The 25,121-nt window shown below is 43.4% G+C and carries 22 protein-coding genes and 2 tRNA genes; 17 read left to right on the forward strand and 7 right to left on the reverse strand.

What is annotated here, in order from left to right; all coding sequences use genetic code 11:
• Window positions 1–70: 70 nt before the first annotated feature.
• From secG to pnp, 13 genes are all read left to right on the forward strand, one after another.
• Window positions 71–379: a preprotein translocase subunit SecG gene (gene secG, locus ACHUET_RS00360; protein ID WP_021814138.1), complete on the forward strand. Its 309-nt coding sequence runs from the start codon at window positions 71–73 to the stop codon at window positions 377–379.
• Window positions 380–521: 142 nt separating this feature from the next.
• Window positions 522–605: transfer RNA gene (locus ACHUET_RS00365), tRNA-Leu, on the forward strand.
• A 123-nt stretch (window positions 606–728) separates the two neighbouring features.
• Window positions 729–805 (forward strand) — tRNA-Met (locus tag ACHUET_RS00370).
• A gap of 443 nt (window positions 806–1,248) precedes the next feature.
• Complete coding sequence (gene rimP, locus ACHUET_RS00375) at window positions 1,249–1,749, forward strand: ribosome maturation factor RimP (RefSeq protein ID WP_201599475.1); 501 nt, start codon at window positions 1,249–1,251, stop codon at window positions 1,747–1,749.
• Between the two features lie 137 nt (window positions 1,750–1,886).
• Complete coding sequence (gene nusA, locus ACHUET_RS00380; protein ID WP_238035957.1) at window positions 1,887–3,371, forward strand: transcription termination factor NusA; 1,485 nt, start codon at window positions 1,887–1,889, stop codon at window positions 3,369–3,371.
• A gap of 148 nt (window positions 3,372–3,519) precedes the next feature.
• Complete coding sequence (gene infB, locus ACHUET_RS00385; RefSeq protein WP_201599477.1) at window positions 3,520–6,255, forward strand: translation initiation factor IF-2; 2,736 nt, start codon at window positions 3,520–3,522, stop codon at window positions 6,253–6,255.
• 202 nt (window positions 6,256–6,457) lie between these two features.
• The gene (locus ACHUET_RS00390) at window positions 6,458–6,847 is read left to right on the forward strand and encodes a ribosome-binding factor A (protein WP_201599478.1); all 390 of its coding nucleotides are present in this window, start codon (window positions 6,458–6,460) and stop codon (window positions 6,845–6,847) included.
• 9 nt (window positions 6,848–6,856) lie between these two features.
• Window positions 6,857–7,945, forward strand: a complete 1,089-nt coding sequence (gene truB, locus ACHUET_RS00395) for a tRNA pseudouridine(55) synthase TruB (RefSeq protein WP_394209747.1) — start codon at window positions 6,857–6,859, stop codon at window positions 7,943–7,945.
• Window positions 7,946–8,329: 384 nt separating this feature from the next.
• Entirely contained in the window at window positions 8,330–8,854 is a 525-nt protein-coding gene (locus ACHUET_RS00400; protein WP_201599480.1) for a type 1 glutamine amidotransferase domain-containing protein, read from the forward strand.
• 74 nt (window positions 8,855–8,928) lie between these two features.
• Complete coding sequence (locus ACHUET_RS00405) at window positions 8,929–9,090, forward strand: hypothetical protein (protein ID WP_394209750.1); 162 nt, start codon at window positions 8,929–8,931, stop codon at window positions 9,088–9,090.
• A gap of 126 nt (window positions 9,091–9,216) precedes the next feature.
• Window positions 9,217–9,393 carry a hypothetical protein gene (locus tag ACHUET_RS00410; RefSeq protein ID WP_238035964.1) on the forward strand — a complete coding sequence of 59 codons (177 nt, stop codon included), beginning with the start codon at window positions 9,217–9,219 and terminating at the stop codon, window positions 9,391–9,393.
• A 374-nt stretch (window positions 9,394–9,767) separates the two neighbouring features.
• Window positions 9,768–10,034 (forward strand): 30S ribosomal protein S15, encoded by a 267-nt coding sequence (gene rpsO, locus ACHUET_RS00415; protein WP_045443035.1) that lies wholly within the window; start codon window positions 9,768–9,770, stop codon window positions 10,032–10,034.
• A gap of 723 nt (window positions 10,035–10,757) precedes the next feature.
• Window positions 10,758–12,860 carry a polyribonucleotide nucleotidyltransferase gene (gene pnp, locus ACHUET_RS00420; protein WP_394209753.1) on the forward strand — a complete coding sequence of 701 codons (2,103 nt, stop codon included), beginning with the start codon at window positions 10,758–10,760 and terminating at the stop codon, window positions 12,858–12,860.
• Window positions 12,861–12,976: 116 nt separating this feature from the next.
• Here the strand turns inward: pnp and ACHUET_RS00425 are convergent, their stop codons facing one another.
• The 4 genes from ACHUET_RS00425 to ACHUET_RS00440 form a co-directional block, all read right to left on the reverse strand.
• Window positions 12,977–13,540, reverse strand: coding sequence for a hypothetical protein (locus ACHUET_RS00425; protein ID WP_394209755.1), 564 nt, complete (start codon window positions 13,538–13,540; stop codon window positions 12,977–12,979).
• 28 nt (window positions 13,541–13,568) lie between these two features.
• A complete protein-coding gene (locus ACHUET_RS00430) occupies window positions 13,569–14,117 on the reverse strand; it encodes a hypothetical protein (RefSeq protein WP_394209757.1) in 549 nt (182 codons plus the stop codon).
• A gap of 142 nt (window positions 14,118–14,259) precedes the next feature.
• Window positions 14,260–14,517 carry a YheV family putative zinc ribbon protein gene (locus tag ACHUET_RS00435; protein ID WP_394209759.1) on the reverse strand — a complete coding sequence of 86 codons (258 nt, stop codon included), beginning with the start codon at window positions 14,515–14,517 and terminating at the stop codon, window positions 14,260–14,262.
• Window positions 14,518–16,719, reverse strand: coding sequence for a M3 family metallopeptidase (locus tag ACHUET_RS00440; protein WP_394209761.1), 2,202 nt, complete (start codon window positions 16,717–16,719; stop codon window positions 14,518–14,520).
• A gap of 554 nt (window positions 16,720–17,273) precedes the next feature.
• Between ACHUET_RS00440 and ACHUET_RS00445 the strand changes: the two genes are divergently transcribed.
• The 4 genes from ACHUET_RS00445 (at window position 17,274) to ACHUET_RS00460 (ending at window position 21,599) form a co-directional block, all read left to right on the forward strand.
• Window positions 17,274–18,386: an AOC03_06830 family ribosome hibernation factor gene (locus tag ACHUET_RS00445; RefSeq protein ID WP_394209763.1), complete on the forward strand. Its 1,113-nt coding sequence runs from the start codon at window positions 17,274–17,276 to the stop codon at window positions 18,384–18,386.
• 204 nt (window positions 18,387–18,590) lie between these two features.
• The gene (locus ACHUET_RS00450) at window positions 18,591–19,346 is read left to right on the forward strand and encodes an endonuclease/exonuclease/phosphatase family protein (protein ID WP_394209765.1); all 756 of its coding nucleotides are present in this window, start codon (window positions 18,591–18,593) and stop codon (window positions 19,344–19,346) included.
• 178 nt (window positions 19,347–19,524) lie between these two features.
• A complete protein-coding gene (locus tag ACHUET_RS00455; RefSeq protein WP_394209767.1) occupies window positions 19,525–20,550 on the forward strand; it encodes an NADP-dependent oxidoreductase in 1,026 nt (341 codons plus the stop codon).
• Window positions 20,551–20,714: 164 nt separating this feature from the next.
• Window positions 20,715–21,599 carry an EcsC family protein gene (locus ACHUET_RS00460; protein WP_394209769.1) on the forward strand — a complete coding sequence of 295 codons (885 nt, stop codon included), beginning with the start codon at window positions 20,715–20,717 and terminating at the stop codon, window positions 21,597–21,599.
• A gap of 30 nt (window positions 21,600–21,629) precedes the next feature.
• Here ACHUET_RS00460 and ACHUET_RS00465 read toward each other — a convergent pair whose 3' ends face one another.
• From ACHUET_RS00465 to ACHUET_RS00475, 3 genes are read right to left on the reverse strand one after another with little or no spacing between them, the layout of a single operon-like run.
• Window positions 21,630–22,247, reverse strand: a complete 618-nt coding sequence (locus ACHUET_RS00465; RefSeq protein WP_394209771.1) for an alpha-ketoglutarate-dependent dioxygenase AlkB family protein — start codon at window positions 22,245–22,247, stop codon at window positions 21,630–21,632.
• A 17-nt stretch (window positions 22,248–22,264) separates the two neighbouring features.
• On the reverse strand, window positions 22,265–23,158 hold the full coding sequence (locus ACHUET_RS00470; protein WP_394209773.1) for an alpha/beta fold hydrolase: 894 nt from the start codon (window positions 23,156–23,158) through the stop codon (window positions 22,265–22,267).
• A gap of 37 nt (window positions 23,159–23,195) precedes the next feature.
• Window positions 23,196–25,109: an ABC transporter ATP-binding protein gene (locus tag ACHUET_RS00475; protein ID WP_394209775.1), complete on the reverse strand. Its 1,914-nt coding sequence runs from the start codon at window positions 25,107–25,109 to the stop codon at window positions 23,196–23,198.
• Between the last annotated feature and the right edge of the window lie 12 nt (window positions 25,110–25,121).

Consider the following 25,121-nt stretch of genomic DNA (forward strand, 5'->3'; position numbering starts at 1 on the left):
TCATTATTTTTATTAACCTTACGTTTTATTTTCCGTTATCAGTCGTCATTACGCGGCAAAAGAGGCCACCATGTTTACGTTTATATTAGCCCTGCATATTATCGTGGCCATTGCCATGATCGGCTTGATTTTGATACAGCATGGTAAAGGGGCAGATGCTGGGGCTTCTTTTGGTGCCGGTTCATCAGGTACAGTATTTGGTGCAGCGGGAACCGCCAACTTTTTGACACGTGCGACTGCAGTATTGACGGTCATATTCTTTATTACCAGTATGACGTTGGCTGTTCATGCGCGTAAGCAAGCAGAAGATCAATTTCGTCTAGATGCGCCAGTATCAGCGCCGCAAACGCCGCGTCCATTGACACAAAATCCTGAATAAGTGGCTTTTGAGTAGTCAGCGCTTGCTATTTTGGTAGGTTACATTTACAATGCTTTTCTGTTTTCGCAAGTCCTTATCTATTAATGCCTACCTTACGCATTATATATAGTAGATAGGAAGTTAGAGAACAGGGTAGTAAAATGCGATTGTGGTGGAATGGTAGACACGCCATCTTGAGGGGGTGGTGGCGAAAGCTGTGGGGGTTCAAGTCCCCCCAATCGCACCAAGTTTCACAGACGCAGCATAGCGTCAGGTTGGATTTTTAGTAGTAACCACTTAATTTATAATTATTTTAAATAAAGTGTTGACACTTCTACATTATCTCCCTATAATATGCGTTCTAGATTGATGCGGGGTGGAGCAGTCTGGTAGCTCGTCGGGCTCATAACCCGAAGGTCGTTGGTTCAAATCCAGCCCCCGCTACCACTTTTTATACTGATGTTTTGTACACTAAATTTGTCAGTACCGATTAACCCACCATAATGTTTGTGGGTTTTTTTGTATCTGAAGGTCAGTGTTATCGCGGTATCTATCCTACTTATGCTAAGCTCTAGGTCTATAGAGTACGATATTACTCGTCACTGGTCATCATCGGCCGCCACTGGCACGATGCTCCTTAAGCAACACTATCTTTTATTCCTCACGCTTTTATCGATAGTAGTGCTTTATAACTAATAAAAGCATTGTTTGGCTGAGCTTGATGTTTTTTAGGCTCGTCCCTATATAAACGCACAACACCTGTTATATGTTTGTGGTTTGCCATTATATAATGACCGTAATTCTTACTATATATAAGTACGAAAAGAGCAAAGCTTTGATACGGTTTACTAAGTACGATAGATAAGCGAATAGGAAAAGACAAAGAGATTATGAAGCTTTCGACTAAAGTTGCAGAACTGACTAATATTATTGCCCCTGCTGTGGCCGCTTGCGATGTGTCGCTATGGGGTATAGAATTTGCGCCACAAGGCCGCCGCTCTTTATTGCGCATTTATATTGAGGCACTGCCAGAAGAGCAAGCCCAAGATAAACACGTTACTATCGAAGACTGTGCCGCAGTGAACCATCAAGTAAGCGGTATTCTCGAAGTTCATGATCCTATTGCTGGTGAATATATCTTAGAAGTGTCTTCACCTGGTTTTGACCGTGCATTTTTCTCAGATGAGCAAATGCATGCCTATGTTGGTCAAACAGTCAGCTTACGTTTGATTCAAGCTATCGGCACAGGTGATCAAAAACGTCGTAAAGCAACAGGTACATTAGATAGTATCGATGATAAAGCTTTAAAACTGACGTCAAGCGATGGTGAGCAGTTTGAGATTGCGTTAAGTAATATTGATAAAGCCAACTTAGTTTACGAAGATGCCTAAATACATATTATTAGGCAGCTGCTCATAGATTAGCAGTGTCATCTTCAAATAGCTTATGTGGCTTATAGTAACTATATAATAGCAACACCCAAATTATAAAATTTAAGTCAATTAAAAAATGATAGGACAGGTATAGCATGAGTCGTGAAATCTTAACGGTAGTAGAAACTGTCAGTAATGAAAAGGGCTTAAATCCTGAAGATATCTTTGAAGCCATAGAAGACGCTTTGGTGGTATCGACCAAGAAAAAAGTATATACCGAGCAGCCAGAAGTGGCTGTGCGAGTAGCTATTGACCGTGCAACTGGCGATTACGATACTTATCGTTACTGGACAGTGGTTGCAGATGAAGACCATGAAATGCCAGCTTGTCAGCTTGCTATCACCGATCTTGATCAAGAAGAATGGTCAATTGGTGATATTAAAGAAGAGCAAATTGAATCAATCGAATTTGGTCGTATTGCTGCTACTCAAGCCAAACAGGTCATCATCCAAAAGATTCGTGAAGCTGAGCGTGCACTAGTTGCAGACGCTTTCGAGCCGCGTGTTGGTGAGATGATGTATGGCGAAGTCAAAAAACAGACTCGTGATGGCTATATCATAGATTTGGGTGACAATGCTGAAGGTTACTTGTCACGCGATCAAATGTTGCCACGTGAGCAGCTGCGTGCAAAATCACGTATCAACGCCATCTTGTACCATGTAAACCGTGAAAACCGCGGTGCACAGTTATTGTTGTCTCGTACGCATCCTGAAATGCTATCAGCATTGATGCAAAAAGAAGTACCAGAGATCGCAGAACAAATTATTGAAATCCGTAACGTCGCTCGCTTGCCTGGCACCCGTGCTAAAATAGCCGTGAAGACCAACGATCATCGTATTGACCCAGTCGGTGCCTGTATTGGTATGCGTGGTACACGTATCCAAGCAGTACAGCAAGAATTAGACGGTGAGCGTATCGATGTCGTGGTATGGTCAGATGATCCTGCTCAGTTCATCATCAGCTCTTTAGAGCCAGCTGATGTCAGCAGCATCATCTTAGATGAAGATACTCAAACAGCAGATATTATCTTTAGCACTAATGATCAGTTGGCGCGTGCTATTGGCTCTCAAGGTCAGAATGTACGTCTAGCCTCTGAGTTGACTGGTTATAAGCTAAATATGATGCTTGAAGAAGAATACAAACAGCGTCAAGAAAACGAATCAAAGGCATTCATCGAATTATTTTATGAGCGCTTAGAAGTTGATCAAGACTTAGCACAGGCATTGGTTGATATCGGTTTTACCAGTATCGAAGAAGTCGCCTATGTGCCCGTTGAGACCTTCTATGACATCGAAGGCTTAGATGATGAAGCAATCGATATGATTCAAGAACGTGCTAAAGACGTCGTCATTGCTGACGAGCTGGTCAAACAACAGAACATGAAAGAGCCAAGTCAAGAGCTCCAAGAGCTTGAAGGTATGACAGTCAGCTGGGCCTATAAAATGGCACAAAAAGACATTATTACCGTTGATGACTTGGCAGAACAAGCCGTCTTCGATCTAGAAGATATCGAAGGATTAGACTCTGAAACTGCAGGAAAACTCATCATGAAAGCTCGGGAATCTTGGTTCGATGAATAAGCGGTAACTGCATATCGCTGTCTTTTGGTGATATGCTATTGAGAATAAAGTGCTGATATCTATTTATAAATATCAGCCTTAACCCAATCATTTGTAGCCAACAACTGAATTGAACATATAGCAAATAATAGACAGTAGGTGATAATAAATGGCAGATAAGACCGTCAAAGAACTGGCAGAAATGGTAGGCAAAACTACAAGTGCTGTAAAGCAGCAATTAGTAGATGCTGGCCTGCCTGCTCGCGCAGAGGATGACTTAGTCACCGAGCTTGAGCAAGAAAAGCTGGTGACGTATTTAAAACAAAGTCATGGTCAACAAGAAAAGCGTCGTATTAGTCTGAAGTCTAAGACCACTAGTACCGCGCGTGTGACTGGCTCTTCGGGCAAATCTAAGAGCGTCAATGTTGAAGTGCGTAAGAAGAAAGTATTCGAAAAGCCTGATCCAGAAAAAATGGCTGAAGAACTAGCAGCGCGCGAGCAGGCTCTCATTGAGTCTCAAGAACGTGCCGCTAAAGAAGCCGAAGAACGTGCCGCTACTAAGAAAAAAGCGGAAGAGCGTCAAGCGGCAACCTTAGCAGCGATGCGTGCAAGTCTAGGATCTAGCAAAAAATCAGACGACAAAAACGATGATATCTCTACGTCAGTTGTCGTTAAAAAAGGCGGTAAAGCGAGCAAAGCCACTGTTGAAGTTAAGCCTAAAGAGCAGCCAAAGAAAAAAGTTGCTGCTACTAAGCCTAAAGTGGAAACCGCTGCTGAGCGTAAAGCTCGCGAAACGCGTGAGAAAGAAGAAGCGCGTCTGCGTGAAATCGAATTAGAGACCCGCCGTACTCAAGCTGAAGAAGCACAAAAACGTACACTTGAGCAAATGCGTAAAATGGCTGGTAAATATACCGACCGTGAGCCTGTTACTGAAGTACGTAAAGATGAACCATTGGCTGAAGGTCTGGTCGGTGATGCATTAGAAGAATCATTTGAAAAAGAACGTCGCGAAATCAAACGTGGTGCAAATAGCACGGGTACCCGCGGTCGTCGTCGTAAGAATCAAGATGAGCGTGAAATCAAAAACCGTAAAAATGGTTTGCGTTCAACACAAGCTTCACAGCATAAATTTGAAAAACCAGTCGAAAAAATCGTTTATGATGTCGAAATTAGCGAGCAAATTTCAGTTGCTGATCTTGCACAGCGTATGGCGGTTAAAGCTCGCGAAGTCACCAAATTACTCATGAAAATGGGCGAAATGGCTCGTGAATCAGACACGATTGATCAAGCAACTGCAAGTTTGCTGGTTGAAGAAATGGGTCATAACCCAGTACCAGTCAGTGATACTAAAGTGGAAGACGATCTACAAGATGCGGTTGATGAGCGTAGCAGTAACGTTCAAACTCGTCCGCCAGTAGTGACGATCATGGGCCACGTCGATCACGGTAAGACATCACTGCTTGATAAAATTCGTGAAACGAAAGTTGCGAATGGTGAAGCGGGTGGTATTACTCAGCATATCGGTGCTTACCACGTAAAAACCGAGCGCGGTGTTATTACTTTCCTTGACACCCCAGGTCACGCGGCCTTTAGCGCCATGCGTTCACGTGGTGCTCAGGCGACTGATATTGTTGTACTTGTTGTCGCAGCTGATGATGGCATGATGCCGCAAACGGCAGAAGCGATTGATCATGCACGTGCTGCTGGTACGCCAATCATTGTCGCTATCAACAAAATGGATAAACCAGGCGCTGATCCTGACCGTGTTCTTAATGAATTGACAACGAAAGAAGTCATCTCAGAAGAATGGGGTGGTGATACACCAATGGCACGTATCTCAGCCAAAACTGGTGAAGGTATTGATGACTTACTAGAATTTATTAGCTTACAAGCTGAGTTAATGGAGCTAGAAGCGCCACTAGACGGTGCTGCACAAGGCGTGGTTATTGAATCAAGACTTGAAAAGGGTCGTGGTCCTGTTGTTAGTGTCCTAGTTAAGAAAGGGACATTGAAACAAGGCGACTTGGTTCTAGCTGGTGAGCATTATGGTAAAGTTCGTGCACTAACTGACGAGCATGGCCAACGTATCAAGTCAGCTGGTCCGTCGATTCCTGTAGAGATTTTGGGCTTGCCTGAAACACCTGCTGCTGGTAGCGAGTTCCTAGTTGTGACGGATGAGAAAAAAGCTCGCGAAGTTGCGGACTTTAGAACCAACCGTGAGCGTGAGCGTCAACTTGAACGTCAAAATGCCATGCGTTTAGAGAGTATGTTCGATCAAATGGGTCAAGGCGATGTGTCATTCTTGAACATTGTATTGAAAACAGACGTACGTGGTTCACTTGAAGCACTACTAGCTGCCCTAAATGAATTGTCTACTGATGAAGTAAAAGTCAGAGTCATCAGTTCAGGCGTTGGTCCTATCTCTGAGTCTGACGTAACACTTGCAGAATCTAGCGAAGCGGTATTGTTAGGCTTCAATGTCCGTGCAGATGCCACCGCACGCCGTAAAGCAGATACTGCTAACATGGATATTCGCTACTATAGTGTCATCTATGGTTTGATCGATGATGTGAAATCTGCAATGAGCGGTATGCTTGCTCCTGAACATCGTGAGAAAATCCTTGGTGTTGCAGACGTTCGTGAAGTATTCCGCTCTAGTAAGTTTGGTGCGGCTGCTGGTTGTATGGTGGTTGAAGGTACAATCTATCGCAACAAACCTATCCGCGTATTGCGTGATGACCAAGTTATCTTTACTGGTCAATTGCAATCATTACGTCGCTATAAAGAAGACGTCAATGAAGTACGTACTGGTATGGAATGTGGTCTGGCCGTTCGTGGCTATGATGTCGAAGCTGGCGATAAGATCGAAGTCTTTGAAATTCAAGAGTTCGCCCGTACTATCTAAAGCCGCTGTTCGATAGCAGAGTATGTAGCAATGCGATATGCCAAATGTGCTGAGCATGCTAAATACTCTGTCGATATTCAGCTGTACTTAGGCCTATCAGGTACACCCTGCTAGGCCTTTTTTAGCAAATATCATTACTACATTTTTTAGTAAACAGTTCTATATATTAATAACAATAAGCCCATTAAAGTAAGGTAACAACATGAACCAACGTCTACAACGCTTATCCGATCAGATCCAGCGTGAGCTTGCTGTTCTTATTCGTGATGAAGTCAATGATCCTCGCCTGACAGGTTTTGTCACGATCTCTAGTGTCAAAGTTAGCCCAGATTTAGGCTATGCAGATGTCTATGTCACTATCATGGAGCCTGAGCTCAATGATGCCATGACTAAGACCAATCACGAAGAAAGCGTCAAAGTACTGAATAAAGCAGCAGGGTTTTTGCGTACTGAGCTGAGCCATAGTCTAAAAACACGTACTACGCCGCGTCTACGCTTTCACTATGACGAAGTGACTGCCCGTGGTAACTACATGATGGACTTGATCAGTAAAGCCGTCACCAAGACTGAGCAAAACGAGAATGACGAGTAAGTTATTATTATGTCTATAGCGTCTAAGCAACCTGATAAAAAAGCCAGGATAACACCTGAAAAAATAAAAGTTTCAGGTGTTATCCTGGTGGACAAACCCAAAGGTATGACTTCACAGCAAGTTGTGTCAAAAGTGAAGTATTTGTTTAAGTCACCGATACACGATAGTAAAAAGGCTGGTCATACTGGTACGCTTGATCCGATGGCAACTGGTTTACTGCCGATTTGCTTAGGCGAAGCGACCAAGTTTAGTCATTATCAACTGGATGCTGACAAGTCTTACCAAGCAACTATTTTGCTGGGTAGTCAAACCGATACGGGTGATGCAGACGGTCAAGTGGTGGCACAATCCGCTATTCCAGCATTTGATGATGCTTCATTGGCTACTATTGCACGTCAGTTTCTGGGCGCTCAGCAGCAGATACCACCAATGTATTCAGCATTAAAAAAAGATGGCAAAAAACTGTACGAGTATGCCCGCGCTGGTATTGAAATCGATAGGCCACCGAGAGATATTACTATTAAGGCTATCGAGCTGCATGCGATTGATGATACACAGATTCGTTTGACCGTTACTTGTACCAAAGGGACTTACGTACGTGTGTTAGCAGAGGATATTGCGAAAACATTGGGTACGCTTGGACATTTAACGGCATTGCGTCGCACGCAAGTCGGTAATTTTAGTATTGATGAGTCTATTGCATTATCGGCTTTAGAAGAGAAAGACTTAGATAGCCGACACTCTCAGTTATTGCCTGTTGATGCGTGCATTAATATCGATGCTGAATTGATATTGACTGAAGAACAATGCGCGCGCGTACATATGGGACAGCGCTTAAACGTATCCGATAGCTTGACAGGTAAGCTTAGAGATTATGTTGCAAGCAATGCTGCTTATCAGATATCCAATGCCAGTGAAGCAGAAACTATTACTGTTGGTTCTGATATTGGTATTGAAGACAGGATTGACATCTCGCAGCCTTTAGAGCACGAGCTACCTGTTGATATACGCTTGCTAAATGAGCAAGGAGAATTTCTTGGATTAGGGGCTGTTAGCCTTAATGGTCGATTACAGCCTAAAAAGTTGATTCAGCGCTGATAGTAGAGTGACTGCTATAGCTAATCTGTTAACTGAGGCTTGTTCAATTTACTAATAGTTTACACTAATCACATACCGTCACATTTTATTGCAGGTTTCACCTATGGTGAAACCTGTTTTTTTTGTACAGTAGATATACCAGCTAGGGAAGGCTGGATCAAAAAAAAGTGGAAGAATGATATAACAATAGAAAATAAGAATAAAAAAGCATGTAGAAAGGATATTCTTTAATAAGAAAAAATACGTCAGAGGATGACTATTATTAACGCAACAATTATTTATCAAATAATAATAAACAACAAAAATTATAGAATAATAATAAATTCGATTATAAAAACTCAAATGTAAATAAACAGAAACAAGTATAAATAAAAAAGGAATATCATGAAAACGATCGCTTTTTTACTACACAATAACTTCGAGCAAGCAGAATACGAAGACGTGAATAATCAATTAAAAGACAAAGGTTATAAGACCCTTCTGATCACTACTAATAAAGATAAAGAAGTGCAGGCTATGCAGCAGGATGTAGATAAAGGTGATACCTTTACTGCTGACATCTTTGTAAAAGATGCAAATGTTTCTGATTATGATGCATTGGTATTACCAGGTGGCACGGTTAATGCGGATACCATTCGTGGTAACAAAGAAGCTCACAAGATCATCAATGCCATCAATGATGCAGGTAAACCATTAGCTGTCATATGCCATGCTTCTTGGGCACTTATCAATACAGGTATTGCGAAAGGCAAAACACTGACCGCCTATCACACGCTGCAAACCGATCTAGAAAATGCTGGTGCAACGTACGTCGACAAAACAGTACAGGTCGATGGCAATTTAATTACTTCGCGTAATCCAGATGATATTAGCAACTTTGTCGATGCCATTGATAAAGCATTATCTTAATTTTTTCTTCATCTATTAAAAGATGAAAAATTAAAAATTCTCACCTATTTATAACTACAACTAAGGAAAATGTTATGTCTAACTCTAACCCAAACGATACCAAACTTGAGCAACAACGTGCTGAATCGGCAACCGCCGCTCTTAAGAGTCAAACTGAAGATAACCATACTGAAAATAGCGAAGCAGCAGCAGACCGCATTGCTAGCAACGTAGAAAATGCTAAAGAAGACAAATAGTATTTCTGTGTGTCATTCACCTTAGGATGGCACAGCTGCATTTGGTTTTAGCTTAGCAGCAATAATTATCTTAGTATCAGCAACTGTAAAGTAGATATTTCGAAAAATAATAATGTAGGAGCTAACATGAATAACTCAACAGATAATATGGATGCGCAAGAAAAAGAAATTCAGCAATTATCAGAAGACATTAACCCTAGTGAGGATGCTACTCCTGATAGTTTGGCAGAAGTCACCACAGCGTCACCGCTTGACGATGATGAGTTAGGTGGTAATGCGACACAAGACGATGTCAACAAATAAGCAAATCTTATGATCTGTTGATGAATTGCACTCCTATTAGTGCCAAATCCAAATTTACAAGTATTATGAAAAACTGCTGCTAGTTCAGCAGTTTTTTGTTATAATTACCCTCACATTTAAATCAGGTTTTGAATAACGTATGTTGGTTAGATCGACACCTTAATTAGGTATTGGCTTTGACTCATATAATGCATACGTTCAAACGTGTTAAATGGTCGTTATTTTTAACCGAGCTTGTCGTACACTAGGTCAACTCTAGTAATGCAGGGTTGTCCTGAATGGCGCGCAAGTTATTTTATTTATTATTCTATTGCTTTTAATCTGACTCAAATTGTAGTCTGTTTTTAAAGTTTTTAGCATTGCCGGAGATATTTATGCTAACTAATACCGATCGTGAACAAATCATCGCTCAATACCAACGTGGCGAAAATGACACGGGCTCCCCAGAAGTTCAAGTAGCTTTGTTGAGCGCTCGTATCAACGATTTGCAAAACCATTTCAAAGCACATAAAGCTGACCATCATAGCCGTCGCGGTCTTATCCGTATGGTTAACACGCGTCGTAAATTGCTTGATTACCTAAAAGGTAAAGATCTTGGTCGCTATACCACTCTTATTAGCCAGTTAGGTCTACGTCGCTAATCTAACGACAATAGTACGAGTGGGTGATAAAACAAAAGACGCCATTATATGGCAGAATTTTAAAATTTTTACTAACCGCTTGGAACTTGTTTGTTGTTATCGATAAAATAGATTTTTCTAAAAACGGTGTGGAATAGTTTCACGCCGTTTTTTTATGCTTATTCATTTTGAAAGCTATGTTTAGATAGCACCATTTGTCTAAAACACATCAAGATCGACAAACATAAGCGACCAAAAATAGGGATAATGATACTGATTGGGCGTTAAAATCAGTATTTCCTATCGATAACGGCTCTGTTCTGCAATTAATTGGTCAATGGCTATAAATCACTGTAAAATAATGCCTTGTGAGTTCGATAGTATATCTACTGAATATATAGCGACTACTGATAAAGTACTTGTCTCTTAGCTTATTGCGTGAATAGCTGATTCTTAAGAGCGTAGAAATAGCCTAGACGGTTTTTAGCGCCGAAGTCTTTTGACTTAATGTCTGTTTGATAGTATTTATAGTAAAGCCAAAATTGAACGACCAAATATACATAATAGTACGATGTCTAGCACGAAAAGATATATGAAATAATTAGGTAAAGTTATTGGCATTGATTGAGATGATTTCTAATAGAGAGATTGTCAGTTAATGACCATATACACAGAATTTTAATGACAGATATCAGGTTTTTTGAAGCTGATATCACTTTTGTCAGTCAACATTAGGAAGATTATATGACAATGTTTAATACCATTAAGCGTGAATTTCAGTACGGCGACCAGCAAGTCATTATCGAGACAGGACGTATTGCTCGTCAAGCAAACTCTATTTTAGTACACATGGGCGGCGTGACCGTACTTGTCGCAGCAGTCGTAAAATCAGAGGCCAAAGAAGGTCAAAACTTCTTTCCATTGACCGTAAACTATCAAGAAAAAATGTATGCAGCGGGTAAAATCCCAGGTGCTTATGGCAAACGTGAAGGCCGCGCGAGCGAGTTTGAAACGCTAACTTCTCGCTTAATCGATCGCCCGATTCGTCCGCTCTTCCCTGAAGGTTATGTAAACGAGATTCAAATCACTGCGACAGTTGTATCATCAGATAAAACGCAGTCTGCAGACATCGCTGCATTAATCGGTGCTTCAGCTGCATTGGCTATCTCTGATGCGCCATTCAATGGCCCTGTCGCTGCCGCTCGTGTGGGTTTTATTAACGGCGAATACGTACTAAACCCAACGACTGAGCAGCTTGAAACCAGTGATCTAGATTTGGTTGTGGCTGGTACTAAGTCTGCGGTATTGATGGTTGAGTCTGAAGCGGCTGAGTTGTCAGAAGATCAGATGTTAGGTGCCGTATTGTATGGTCATCAGCAGCAGCAAATCGTTATCGATAATATCGCGTCAATGGCGGAAGAAATTGGTACTGCTAAGCAGCAGTATTCTGCGCCTGAGCGTGATCAAGCACTGACTAGCAGCATGAAAGAGCAGTTCGGTGAGCAAGTTGCGGATGCATACACCATCACTGATAAGCAAGATCGCTACACGAAGCTTGATGAGATCAAACAATCAATCATTGATACGCTTGCTGGTGATGCTGAGTCAGAAACTTATGCCGATACTGTGTCTGAGCTAAAAGAAATCTACAACGACCTTAAGTATCGTACCGTTCGTGACAATATCTTGTCAGGCAAGCCGCGTATCGATGGTCGTGATCTTGAGACGGTTCGTGCGCTTGACGTACAAGTGGGTGTATTACCATATACACATGGTTCAGCGCTGTTCACCCGCGGTGAGACGCAAGCACTGGTTACTACCACGCTTGGTAACAGCCGTGACGTCAACATGATTGACTCATTAGGTGGCACGATTCGTGACCATTTCATGTTGCATTACAACTTCCCGCATTTCTCAGTGGGTGAGACAGGCCGCGAAGGTATTCCAAAGCGTCGTGAAATCGGCCATGGTCGCCTTGCACGTCGCGGTGTCCAAGCGATGCTGCCAGATAGCGAACGCTTCCCATATGTCATCCGTGTAGTATCAGAAATCACTGAATCAAACGGTTCATCTTCTATGGCGTCTGTTTGCGGTGCAAGCTTGGCGTTGATGGATGCAGGCGTACCATTAAAAGCACCAGTTGCTGGTATCGCGATGGGTCTGGTTAAAGAAGGTGAGCGCTTTGCTGTCTTGTCAGATATCTTAGGTGACGAAGATCATCTAGGTGACATGGACTTTAAAGTAGCCGGTTCTAAAAACGGTATCACTGCGCTACAGATGGATATCAAGATTGAAGGTATTACTCCTGACATCATGGAGCAAGCGCTTAAGCAAGCCCACGCTGGTCGTATCCATATTTTGGACGCAATGAACCAAGTATTGCCTGAGAGCCGTACTGAAATCAACGCTCATGCCCCGAACTATGCTGTTATCGAAATCAACCCAGACAAGATTCGTGACGTTATCGGTAAAGGCGGCGCAACTATCCGTCAGCTAACCGAAGAGACTGGTGCGGTTATCGATATCGATGACGCTGGTACAATTCGTATCTTTGGTGAAAACAAAGCAGCGACTAAAGCCGCTATCGGTAAAATCGAAGCAATAACTGCTGAAGTTGAAGTTGGCAAAACTTATGAAGGTACGGTTGCTCGTATCGTCGACTTTGGTGCATTTGTGAATGTTTTACCAAACACTGATGGTTTAGTACATATTTCACAAATCGCAGAAGAGCGCGTAGAAAATGTATCTGATTATCTGAAAGAAGGTCAGGTCGTTAAAGTGCTTGTACAAGACGTTGACAATCGTGGCCGTATCAAGCTAACTATGAAAGGTGTTGAGCAGAACTAAGGCTCAGTATTTGATATAGTTTAAGTAATAAAAAAACCGCCTTGAAATGCTCGTTATGAGTGTTCAAGGCGGTTTTTTTATGGACACAAAAAAATGATGACTGGCTAGAGAGCCATTTATAAATCAATGCTTTTAGGTAAATGTATATCGATGCGTAGCTTTGGTAAGTCTTGTAAGTACTCGGTCAGTAAAGGAAACGTATCAGTCTGCCAATCTAGAGGCAGCGAATTTATACTCTCATTTGTATTAGATATAGCATCGCGCGGATTGTCGGAGATAAGCGGACGAGTGAGTAGCGAAACTCTGCGTATGCCTTGGTAGCGTATGAGCGGTATTAATTGCTGCTGCAGGTCGATTAAAGCCGCGATGAGCCAACGCGACCGCGCAGGATGGTATGGGTGGTTTGATATAACAAGGTTGGCGATATAACTTGGCTGATTGCCGTTACTACTGATGCCAAGACCAGCTTGCTCACGTGTACGCTTATGCAGTAAGCAGCTGCCAACACTCAGACTGCCATCACGGCACGCGCTATGATAACGATGATAGTTATCAGGAAATAATGTTTTGGCTCGTGCAAGCACAGGGTCTAGAATGACCCCAGCGTTATTGACAGGTAAAACAAGCAGCTGTGCATTGCTATTTAAAATAGAGGCATGCGTAAGTTGCAGAATCGCCATTATAGACCTCTTTGTGAAAATCCTGCGTTTATTGTGTCTCTGTACTAGCAGGGCCATCCGCTTCTAACTGTGCTATTTGCTGTTCAAGTAGAGCGATTTGCTCGGCTTTCATATCGGTTAGCTGTTTATTCATTGCCAATTGCTCCGCAGCCAACTTTTCTTGTTCGGCTAAGCGTTTACGTTCGTCCTCTAAACGATCAATTTCTTCTTTAGCTAAGCTGTCCGTCTTTGGCAGAGGCGCATTTAAAATAGCTTTAGGATTTGGCGTTTCAACACTCTTATCGTCGTTTACATTGGCGCTTTCATCAGTGACACTGCTGTCAGTGAGTACAGTGTCAGGCTCATCAGTTATGACGTCTGGAGTTGAAGCCGCTTGAGCCGCCTCGGTTTGCTCATTCATCGTAGGTGGTTCACTGACAGGTAAAACCACTTCTGGCTCGGGTTTTACCCAAAGTAAGTAACCAATAGCAATGAGTATCACCGCAAAAATAAGTATTACCCAAACGCGTCGGCCTGCTTGCGCAGTTTTTGCTTTAGAAGACTTGGTCGATACAGGGCGCTTTTTTTTACGGTTCATATTATGATCAATTGATGGCAAGAATATAAGTAGACCTACTATAGCAAACTCAAAATAAAAAGCCTATCTATTGATAGATAGGCTTAAGTCAGTATTAAATAGTGAGTTTTTTAAGTCGTAGTATAGAGCCAATGTTAGATAACTAGGGTTTGAACTTGACTGTACCGCTGGTGCCTGTTGTCATGGCATCGCGAGCAAGCTGATCCTCAAGATGGTTTTTGGCGCTGATGGCATCAGGGTCGGGGCGATGTTCCAAATGTCCACACTTTGTGCATTCGATGTATTCATCTGGCGCTGGCGTGACAATATTTACCTGCACCACAGCGTCCATCTCTTGGCATTTTGGACAGCGCACTCCTGCTAAAAATCGACGCTTAGGGCTTGATGACTGATAGCGCATTTAGATAGCCTCGCGTGTCGTTTGAGCATTGGCAGCATCAGTATTTTTTGCATCAGTGAAACCATTATGACGTAGCAACGCATCTATGCTCGCACTACGGCCACGGAAGTTTTCGAAGTTGATTTTGGCTGGAAAACTGCCTCCAACAGACAAGATCGACTCGCGAAAGGCTTTACCCGTTGCTGGGTTAAAAATACCGTCTTCTTCAAACTTACTAAACGCGTCAGCTGATAGCAGCTCAGCCCATTTATACGAGTAATAACCTGCCGCATAGCCACCTGCGAATATATGACTGAAGCCATTGGCAAAGCGGTTATAATCAGGTGTTTGCATGATAGCGATATCGCTACGCACAGCATTTAGTGTCTTCAAGATACCTTCATAATCAAGTGCTGGTGTATGGGCGTGAATCAGCAAATCAAACAGCGCAAATTCGATCTGGCGCAGCGTTTGTAGGCCGCTTTGGAAGTTTTTGACAGCCAATAGCGCATCAAGTTTGTCTTTAGGCAATGGCTCGCCAGTATCGACATGACTGCTAATAAGGGCAATCCCTTCAGCATCCCAAGCCCAGTTTTCCATAAACTGACTAGGAAGCTCGACGGCATCCCATTCGACGCCATTGACACCCGCGACATCACCGACCGTCACTTGAGTTAACAAATGATGTAAGCCGTGACCGAACTCGTGGAACAAGGTCAACACTTCGTCATGGGTCAATAAGCTTGGCTTGCCATCAAGTGCGGGCGTAAAATTGCCAACCATGAAGCAAACAGGTAGCTGCTGATGGTTTTGTTGCTCATAGCTATAACGAGATTGAAAACCACTCATCCATGCACCGCCGCGCTTACCACTGCGCGCAAATAAGTCAAAGTAAAACCCGCCAATCAAGCGATCATCAGCGTCAAATAGCTGATAAAAGCGCACATCATCGTGCCAGCGTGATACGGAATGACCATCTGCACCCTCATAGCTTTGCTCTTGTACTGTAATACCGTATAGACGTTCGACGATGGCAAACAAACCGCTAGTCACTTTTGGCAGTGGGAAATAAGGACGAATCTCCTCTTGCGACAAGCTAAATTCACTTTGTTTTACTTTCTCAGCGATGTAGGCGCTATCCCAAGGCTGCAATTCATCAATGCCATAATCCTGCGCACATCTCTGTAACTGTGCTAAATCTTTCTGCGCGGCTGGGGTCGCTTGGGCCGCCAAGTCACGTAAGAATGTTTCTACTTCTAAGACACTGTCTGCCATCTTAGTCGATAGGGATACTTCAGCATAATTATCAAAGCCTAGTAACTTGGCCTTTTGCTCACGTAAAGTGAGAATTTGGCTCATGATGTCAGCATTGTTTAATGACTCACCTTTAGCATTGGTATGCGTATCAAATTCAGAGGCGCGCGTGACATAAGCGCGATACAGCGTTTCCCGTAAGCTGCGGTCATCAGCGTGGGTCATAACCGCTAGATATACAGGAATATTCAAGCTTGCGACATAATAAGGCGTCGGAAGCGCGTCTATATCGGTTTGACTCAGGGTGCCATTAGCAAGCTCACGAGTCTTGTACTGTTCACCTGCATCTGCCAATAGCGCCAAACCGCTCTCTGTTAAGCCTTTTAGCTGACTTTCTTCTAGAGGCAATGCAAAGGCTTGGGTTGCATCCAAGATATGATCTGAGAATGTCGCAGATAAAGTAGATAGCTCACTTTGAATAGCAGCAAATTTATCTTGCTCAGTCTTAGGTAATGCCACCCCTGATAACTCAAAGCTACGTAGTGCCAGCTCGATCGCCCGCGCACGTGCAGGCTCAAGTGCCGCAAAAAACTCGGTATCATCGACGATCGTTTGATAGCGGGTAAAAAGTGGCTGATGTTGACCAACCCGCGTCCCGTAAGCCGATAACTTGGGCAGTAGCTCGTGGTGGACATGACGAATCTCATCGTTACTCATCACGCCATTGAGATGCGATAAGATTCCCCAGCTACGATCTAGCGCCAGATTGATATGATCAAACTGCATCACATCTGCCAGTGCTTGCTCAGCGCTTAATTTTGCAATGTCAGTACTATTGTCAGACACCGCCGTCAAGTTATCTAAAAAACTATTGGCATCGTCGATAGCATTGATGACTTGGGTTTGTAATGTACTTGGCGCAGCATTGGTAAAATCAACAAGGCGCAAATCTGAAGAAGGAATAGTCATAAAGGTATCCGATATTAATGATTATTATGAAAAAAACATTGGGCAAACGTAGCTTTTAAATCGCGCTTGACATGAGCTAAATTTGCGATGTACTACGATTCGCGCCATTTGAAATTTATATTTAGTTATATAAAAGATGGGTTCATTTAGTCAAAATACAACCTGAGTGCTTATAAACTAAGAGTGAATGCTTAAACTAAAAGTGAATGATCAAAGGAAACGACAAATAATATAGTAGGCTGAGATAGTAGAAATATTTAACAATACAGATTGTTCTACTTACAAAGCGCTATCATTTGCTTGCAAATTAACCCTATAGCGAATGAGGGGTAGCTGTTAGCATCAATATAAAGGAATTCAAAAAATTGTACGCCGATCAGGTGTACGGATAAAGCATGGACAAAAACTATTGATGAATTGATAGCATGATTTGTTGTTTACCGACAATGATCAGAGCTGCTATTAGTAAGAGATAAGGCAAGATGCCATGACATTGTACTCATAAAAGAATGTATAAAATCGAAAGTAGATGATAATAAAACAAGGAGCAATATATGAAAGCGACTCTTAAAAGCTTACGTGAAACCAAAGCAAATCCAGCGGTAAGTATCTTTGTTAAGACTCACCGAGCACATCCAGCTAACGAGCAAGATCCTATCGCTCTAAAAAATCAGTTGAAAGTTGTCGAAGATCGCCTAAACAAAGAATATGATAAAAGCACAGCGACGACCATCTTAGATAACATCCATGCAAAGACTAAAGAATTAAATCATAACTATAATCTCGATACTTTAGCGATATTTGCTAGTACAGATGATGTGCAAATCGTTCGTATGCCAATCGATACCACAGAGCGCGTTGTGATATCAGACAGCTTTGCCACTCGTGATTTGGTGCGTGATATGGCCAGTGCGGTACATTACTATACGGTCGTCCTAACCCGCGATAACTCTCGTCTAATTGAAGCATCAAATGATCGCGTCATTAGAGAGTTTGATAAAGATGATGACATACAAAACAATATGGAAAATATCCAGTTCCCTGTTGAGAATAATGGGCTATATACCACAGGTGACGGCGGATCAGATCGCTCATCGAATAATGAAAGCAGCCACTTAAAAGAATACTTTAACCAAGTCGATAAAAGCGTACAAGAGCTATGGGGTGAGCACAAAATGCCACTGGTGATCGTTGGTGACGCCAAAAATATCGGTTACTATAAAGAAGTCTGTGATCGTCCGGATAACATCATTGCTACCGTGTCAAATGCCACTAATTTAGAAGATGGGAGCGCTCAACATATCGTTGATAGTGTACAAGAAGCGGTAGAAGAATATCGTACATCATTACACCACGCTGCTTTGGGAGAAATCGATAAAGCCCGCGGTGCAAATATGCTGCAGACTGATTTACAGGAAGTATATCGTAGTGCATTCCAAGGCGCTGGCGAGACTCTCTATGTACGTCGTGGCTATATCCAATCTGCCAAAATTGATGAAAAAGCGCAAACTCTAAGCCTTGTAAGCGACGCTAGCGCAGAAGGCGTGACTGATGATGCGATCGGTGAAATCATCGAGCATGTCATCCATAATGGTGGTAAAGCTGTATTTATGCCACAAGATATCATGGGTGAAGATCAACCAATCGCGTTGGTTACTCGTTACTAATTTAACGATGATCTAACAATGACACCTACGTGCGATATTCATTTATGAATTAGCCATTAATAATGCATAGGTGTAATATGAGAGCATTGGTTCGATATGAGCCAGTGCTCTTTTTATTTCTTTCATTACTATCACTCTGGGTGTTATCGTAGCTGAGCTATTGATTTTTACTCCATAAATATTGAGCGTACAATTAACCAAATTATGACTACCACCTCTTTTGTTTTAACTAGCTACAACATTCATAAAGGCATGTCACCACTAAACCGTCAGGTGAAAATGCAAGGTATTGCTCAAGCGCTAGAAGCGGTGGGTGCTGATATATTGTGTCTACAAGAAGTGCAGGGACAAAACCTCAAACGTAACATGCAATATAACGAATATCCTAATCAATCTCAGCATGAATGGTTTGGCGAGTTTTTAGATCTAGAAAATAGCTATGGCAAAAATTCAGAATACGAGAATGGTCATCACGGCAATGCCGTATTAAGCCGGTTCCCATTAGACCCAAAACACAATGTCAATATTACCGTCAATAGGCTAGAGCAGCGCGGCGTCCTGCATTGTGAAGTGCAGCCGATCGGTTGGGAGCGGCCAGTCGTGGTGCTATGTGCGCATCTAAATTTATTTGAGCGCGATCGTATCAAGCAATATCAGGCCATCAGCGATTATGTAAAAAATGAGATTGCACCTGATCAACCGCTCATCTTGGCAGGCGATTTTAACGATTGGAAAAAGATGTCTTGCGACAAACTGGCAGCTGAGCTTGGTATGATAGAAGCATTTAAACATTGTCATGGCAAATTGCTACCGACATTCCCAGCAAAACTGCCAGTGCTCAGTTTAGATCGTATCTATCTGCGTAATTTGGTTGTCAAAGACGCATGGGTACATGGTGGAAAGCCGTGGTCATCATTGTCGGATCATTTGCCGATTAGTGCAGAGCTGATGCTGCCTTAATATTTTCTTAATACTTGGTGGTGATGTGCTCGGATGCACTGCCTTGATAATCTATCGAGACTAAAACATCTTTTTAGCAAAAATACTATCGACTAAAATCGCCCCTTATGAAATAGTCATCTAACTTGAAATAAATAGTAAGCACTAACTAATAAACAAAATATAAGGATATTCTGCAATGGCAACGCCAGCTACTAATGATAACTATCAGCAACATCAACTCCCCAATACCCAGCACGCTGCACTAATACGTGAATTCGGTGAACCAGAAGTAATGATATATCAGGATGGTGTCGATATCCCTGAATTACAGGACGATCAGGTATTGGTCAAAGTCGCCTACGCCGGTATCAACCCTGTCGATTATAAAACCCGCCAAGGCAAAGGCTGGGGCGCAGAAAATATCCAAAAACAAAAATTCGATAATAACCAGCCTGCTATTTTAGGGTTTGATGTATCAGGTACAGTGGTTGATAGCAACAGCGATGAGTTCGCTATTGGAGATCGCGTTGCCGCCTTGACCTTTACTGGTGGTTGCTATGCGCAGTACGTGGCGGTAGACACCAAAATGCTGGCCAAAGTGCCAGAGAATGTGACATTAGAGCAAGCAGGGGCATTGCCGTGCATTGGGCAAACAGCGCTACAGTTTGTGGAATTTGCAGATATCAAAGAGGGTGAGCATGTCGTGATCAATGCACCAGCAGGCGGCGTTGGTCATTTGCTGATTCAATTATTAATGCATAAGGTTGCTACCAACAATATCAAAGTCACAGTCATTTGCTCGCCAGAGAAGTATGCCAAGCTTGCAGAGGTCATCGACAAGTCTAAACTGGCAGGCTGGATCGATTATACCAAAGACAAAGCGTTCCCTGACTTGCAAGCCGACGTACTACTTGACTTGGTTGGCGATGAAGCCGGTGTTCGCGCGCTGAGTGTGCTCAAATCGGGCGCGCGCGTGAATGTGTTGCCAACCATTTGGGTCGATAAGCTCAAAGAAGCAGGCGAGCAAAAAAGCTTAGAAGTATCAGGGTATAAAGCGCAGCGTAGTGGTGATGATATGGCGCGTGTTTTACAGCAAGTCGCTGATGGTCAATTAACCTTAAAAATCCAAAAAATCTATCCTTTATCAGAAGTGGTTGCAGCTCATCATGAATTACAAAAGGGCGATGCATTCGGCAAGATTGTCCTTGCTGCTTCTGAATAAGGGGCGCTAACCAGTTTTTTAAAAATCATAGGATCCTTTACGTACTTCATAAAACTCTACAAGAATGGTGTCTCTGACAACACAACAGGCCTACTCTCTAATGTTGTCTGCTGTAGGATAGTGAGAGACACGCTGATAAATGAAGTAATAACAAAGGATGTTCTATGACTATGAATAAAGACATTGAGAATAAAGATACAGAGAATAAAAAAACAGACGAAAAAGTCATGGATCATGTCGCCTATGAAGCGCAAGTGCGTGAAGAAATAGAAGCATGGAAAAACCCTGATAAAGGCGTTTTGGACAAAGCTTTTGCGGTCCTTAATACGCCTATTGTCGCGGCAGGTAATGCATTAATGGATGTGCCGCAATTCGGCGATGCCTTAAAAAAAGCAACTGCGCAAACCATCAGTACTTTGAGTAATGCCGCCAATTGGACATTGAACACTCAAGGCGTTATCGAGAGCTATCAAGAGGAGCCTGATATTGAAGGCTCGTCAATCAAGACGCTTTCTGATATTAAACATCTACCAATTGCGGTTGTCGATAAACAAGTCAAGCTGCTCAAAAGTAAATATGTCGCGCTCACCAGTGCGCAAGGCGTGACGACAGGGGTGGTTGGCTGGGTAGGTATTCCTGCCGACGTCGTTGGTCTTATCACTGCCAATCTACGCGCTATCGGAGAGTATGCGACTTACTTTGGCTTTGACATGAATGATAAAGGCGAGCAGTTGTTTGCCATGTCTTTGTTGGCGGTGGCTACTTCTGCCTCTGCTGAAGCGCGCAAAGCAGCACTGGATGATACCCGTGCGATGATTAAAGATCCAGAAACGCAGGCATTTAATCAGATTAATGAAGAGGTCATGTCGCGGGTACTGCGTCAGACAGCAACCAAAATGGCCACCAATATGGTCAAAACGAAAGCCGCGCAAATCATTCCTGCGGTGGGTGCAGTAGTGGCAGGTGGCGTCAATGCCAACTATACGGCCAATGTCTGTGAAGCGGCGTATCAATGCTACCGTGAACGTTTTTTAGATCGTCTTGCATAGGTAATCGTTTACTCAACCTCCATAGCAGTTTTAGTTTGCAAGCATTTGACGAAATGTCAGGCTAATCCGTCCAGTATCGACTGTTTTTGTTTTCGTGATTGTATGCTTCCAAAAGCGCTGTGTGTCCCCATGCATGACAATTAATTGTCCAGACTCAAGATAAAGCGCGACTTTTTCTTGAGTTTTTTTGTGCTTAAAGACAAACTTGCGGGTGGCACCAAGGGAGAGAGACGCAATGATTGGTTGATGACCGAGCTCTTTTTCATCATCGGCATGATAGCCCATGCCATCAGTGCCAGTTGGATAATAGTTGAGCAAGCAGGTGTTGAAATGTGCTGCAATACCGATGTCTGCCAACGCTTTTTCTACATGTTGTTTCACGTGGAACACTATATCTGACCATGGTATTGTCTGTCGCGTGTGCCCTGAATACTGGTAATCTGCATCCGTGTCTCCCATCCAAACAATCTGACGAGTCGTCACATGAGTTTTACCAAATAACGTCACTATATCCGATTGCCAAGGTAGCTCAGCCAGTAGCGTATCATAGAGCGTTTCTGTATCGTCTATAAGCATTCCAAGGTCGTGTACCTTACCATCATAGGGCAATAAATTATCTGTAGGTGCAGGTGCAAAAAGATCTGTCATAGGTCAATGAACCTCCCTTATAGGTGGCTTGTTCGATAATGCTCGTTGATAATCTGAGCACACAGTTTGGGCGCTTCCATTGGCAGCAGGTGACCATAGTCTAGCAATGAGATGATGCTGCTATCAGGCACAAATTTTTGCCATTGTTGTCGTACCTTATCATTGATGAATAAAGTAGGCTTACCGGTAATCAGCGTATAAGGACAGCGCAGTTTTTTGAGTGCGGCATCGATATGAGGTGCGGCAAAATAGTTGGCCAGCTCTTGCTCTGGGGCAAACATCAAGCTGTAGCTTCCATTTGGATTTTTGCTTAAGCTCTGTTCGGCAAAGACCTGCAAATGCTCGTCACTGATGCGTCTATAAGCACGCTGCGCACGCAAGTTTTCATAATAAGCATCAACACTCGGCCACGTAGATTGCCGATTTACTGTGCTTTTGAAAGGCTCACGGCTCAGTAGGATAGAACGCGGTAACAGATTATATAAGGTGACTTGGTTTTTAGTGAATGTGACAGGCTCTATCAGATAAAGCTGTGAAAACAGCTCTGGACGTTTGGCTGCTGCCATGGCTGTGGCGGTTGCGCCTTGTGAATGTCCGATACCAACGACAGGTTTATCTTGTGTTTTTTCTAAAAACTCAATAAGCAGGTCAGCATCTTGCTCACGCGTCAGACGACGGCTTTGCGGTTTGTCATACCAATAGCCGCGTAGGGCAAGGGAGCTGATATCAAAATCAGTTGCCAGCTCATTTAGCAGTGGCGTATAGGTACCAACGGTGAAACTATTACCACCATAAAAATGCGCGGGTGTGCGGCGATGATTATCTGATTGAACTGACTGATTGAGCTGGCCAAGATGATAGTAACGTGCTTTTTTACCATCAAGATTGATGCTGTTTGTAAATGCTTCCATAAAATAAACACTTCCTTGTGGTTTATTTTGATGGGTCTTAGTTGTCTTCACCTAAGAAACCACCGCTTTGACGTTGCCATAATTTAGCATAGACGCCATCGCGTGCGAGCAGCGCCTCGTGACTGCCTTGTTCAATGATGCGCCCTTTATCCATCACCACCAAGCGATCCAGTGCCGCAATGGTCGATAAACGGTGGGCAATGGCAATCACGGTTTTGCCAGTCATCATGTCGTTTAAGCTTTCAGTAATAGCAAATTCGATTTCAGAGTCAAGGGCACTCGTGGCTTCATCAAGCAGCAAAATTGGTGCGTTTTTGAGCATTACGCGGGAGATGGCGATACGCTGGCGTTGACCGCCTGAGAGTTTGACGCCGCGCTCACCGACTTGGGTATCAAGGTCAGTATTGCCTTTGTCATCGCTTAAGTCTTTAATAAAGTCCCAAGCCTGCGCTTGTTTGGCGGCTTTGATGATGTCTTCGTCAGTAGCATCGGGGCGACCATAAGCGATGTTTTCACGAATGGTACGGTGCAACAGCGAGGTGTCTTGGGTTACCATACCAATTTGCTGACGTAACGATTCTTGGGTGACATCATCGATCGCCTGTCCGTCAATACAGATTTTGCCACTATCGACATCAAAGAATCGCAGTAGTAAATTCACCAAGGTTGATTTACCAGCGCCTGAACGTCCGACCAGACCAATTTTTTCACCTGGTTTGATGTCCAAATGAAAGTTGTCCAACAGTTTGACGCGATTGGTTGCCAATGCAGTAGCTGCGGTTTTTGCCTCATCGACACGCGCCCCTTCATCATCGGCAACGCCAGCCTCATCTTCATAGCCAAAATCGACATGATCAAAGACAATATGACCGTCGGTGACCGTCAGCGTTTGCGCATTAGGCTTATCGACGATTTTTTGCGGTGCTGATAGAGTACGCATGCCGTCTTGTACCGTACCGATACTCTCAAACAAGCTGGTAGTCTGCCACATGATCCAGTGTGTCAAACCATTTAAACGCAGCGCCATAGCAGTCGCTGCGGCAATCGCACCAACACCAACATCGCCTTGTTGCCACAAATACACACCAATAGCTGCAGTCGAGCCAATCAGAGTCACACTGATGACATGGTTGACGACCTCAAGATAGCTGACCCAGCGCATCTGTGCGTGTACCGTGCCCAAAAACTGATTCATCGCGTATTTGGCATAACCCAGTTCGCGCTGCGAGTGGCTAAACAGCTTGACGGTCATGATATTGGCATAAGCATCGGTGATGCGCCCGGTCATCAAGGCACGGGCATCCGCTTGCACAATGGCCGTACGTTTGAGTTTTGGAATAAAATACCACATGGCAAACCCAAACAGCACAAACCAAACTGCAAACGGAATGAGCAGCAAGCTGTCCAGATTAAATAAAATCACCCCAGTAGTGACAAAATATACCACCACATACATCATCATATCTGTGATGGTCATCACTGTATCACGCACCGCAAGTGCAGTCTGCATCACCTTTGCTGAGACACGTCCTGAAAACTCATCTTGATAAAACTGCATGGATTGTCCGAGCATGCGGCGATGAAAACGCCAGCGCATTTGCATCGGAAACACGCCCTGAATGACCTGAAAATGTATCAAGGAAGACATGGCAATCCAAAAAGGACTTAGGATCAAGACGGCAAACATTAGCAGCAACATATCGCTTTTTTCTGCCCACAACGTCTGCGGGGTATAAGCACCCAGCCAATCCACCAAGTTACCAATCCATGCAAACAGCATGGCTTCATAGACCCCGACGCCAGCGGAGAGGATCATAAATAAGAACAGCCAGCCGCGCAAACCATGCGTACAGGCCCACAAAAATCTCAATAACCCCTTACGAGGTAATGGCATAGGCGTTTCAGGAAAGGCGGGGAGACGGGATTCAAAAAAGCGAAATAGAGCGTTCATAGGCGGCAATAA

This window comes from Psychrobacter piscatorii (assembly GCF_043641605.1).
Classification (GTDB): Bacteria; Pseudomonadota; Gammaproteobacteria; order Pseudomonadales; family Moraxellaceae; genus Psychrobacter; species Psychrobacter piscatorii_C.

Excerpts from the sequence above, each read along its gene's own strand:
- secG (WP_021814138.1), top strand. The coding sequence starts at position 71 with ATGTTTACGTTTATATTAGCCCTGCATATTATCGTGGCCATTGCCATG.
- rimP (WP_201599475.1), top strand. The coding sequence starts at position 1,249 with ATGAAGCTTTCGACTAAAGTTGCAGAACTGACTAATATTATTGCCCCT.
- nusA (WP_238035957.1), top strand. The coding sequence starts at position 1,887 with ATGAGTCGTGAAATCTTAACGGTAGTAGAAACTGTCAGTAATGAAAAG.
- infB (WP_201599477.1), top strand. The coding sequence starts at position 3,520 with ATGGCAGATAAGACCGTCAAAGAACTGGCAGAAATGGTAGGCAAAACT.
- ACHUET_RS00390 (WP_201599478.1), top strand. The coding sequence starts at position 6,458 with ATGAACCAACGTCTACAACGCTTATCCGATCAGATCCAGCGTGAGCTT.
- truB (WP_394209747.1), top strand. The coding sequence starts at position 6,857 with ATGTCTATAGCGTCTAAGCAACCTGATAAAAAAGCCAGGATAACACCT.
- ACHUET_RS00400 (WP_201599480.1), top strand. The coding sequence starts at position 8,330 with ATGAAAACGATCGCTTTTTTACTACACAATAACTTCGAGCAAGCAGAA.
- ACHUET_RS00405 (WP_394209750.1), top strand. The coding sequence starts at position 8,929 with ATGTCTAACTCTAACCCAAACGATACCAAACTTGAGCAACAACGTGCT.
- ACHUET_RS00410 (WP_238035964.1), top strand. The coding sequence starts at position 9,217 with ATGAATAACTCAACAGATAATATGGATGCGCAAGAAAAAGAAATTCAG.
- rpsO (WP_045443035.1), top strand. The coding sequence starts at position 9,768 with ATGCTAACTAATACCGATCGTGAACAAATCATCGCTCAATACCAACGT.
- pnp (WP_394209753.1), top strand. The coding sequence starts at position 10,758 with ATGACAATGTTTAATACCATTAAGCGTGAATTTCAGTACGGCGACCAG.
- ACHUET_RS00425 (WP_394209755.1), bottom strand. The coding sequence starts at position 13,540 with ATGGCGATTCTGCAACTTACGCATGCCTCTATTTTAAATAGCAATGCA.
- ACHUET_RS00430 (WP_394209757.1), bottom strand. The coding sequence starts at position 14,117 with ATGAACCGTAAAAAAAAGCGCCCTGTATCGACCAAGTCTTCTAAAGCA.
- ACHUET_RS00435 (WP_394209759.1), bottom strand. The coding sequence starts at position 14,517 with ATGCGCTATCAGTCATCAAGCCCTAAGCGTCGATTTTTAGCAGGAGTG.
- ACHUET_RS00440 (WP_394209761.1), bottom strand. The coding sequence starts at position 16,719 with ATGACTATTCCTTCTTCAGATTTGCGCCTTGTTGATTTTACCAATGCT.
- ACHUET_RS00445 (WP_394209763.1), top strand. The coding sequence starts at position 17,274 with ATGAAAGCGACTCTTAAAAGCTTACGTGAAACCAAAGCAAATCCAGCG.
- ACHUET_RS00450 (WP_394209765.1), top strand. The coding sequence starts at position 18,591 with ATGACTACCACCTCTTTTGTTTTAACTAGCTACAACATTCATAAAGGC.
- ACHUET_RS00455 (WP_394209767.1), top strand. The coding sequence starts at position 19,525 with ATGGCAACGCCAGCTACTAATGATAACTATCAGCAACATCAACTCCCC.
- ACHUET_RS00460 (WP_394209769.1), top strand. The coding sequence starts at position 20,715 with ATGACTATGAATAAAGACATTGAGAATAAAGATACAGAGAATAAAAAA.
- ACHUET_RS00465 (WP_394209771.1), bottom strand. The coding sequence starts at position 22,247 with ATGACAGATCTTTTTGCACCTGCACCTACAGATAATTTATTGCCCTAT.
- ACHUET_RS00470 (WP_394209773.1), bottom strand. The coding sequence starts at position 23,158 with ATGGAAGCATTTACAAACAGCATCAATCTTGATGGTAAAAAAGCACGT.
- ACHUET_RS00475 (WP_394209775.1), bottom strand. The coding sequence starts at position 25,109 with ATGAACGCTCTATTTCGCTTTTTTGAATCCCGTCTCCCCGCCTTTCCT.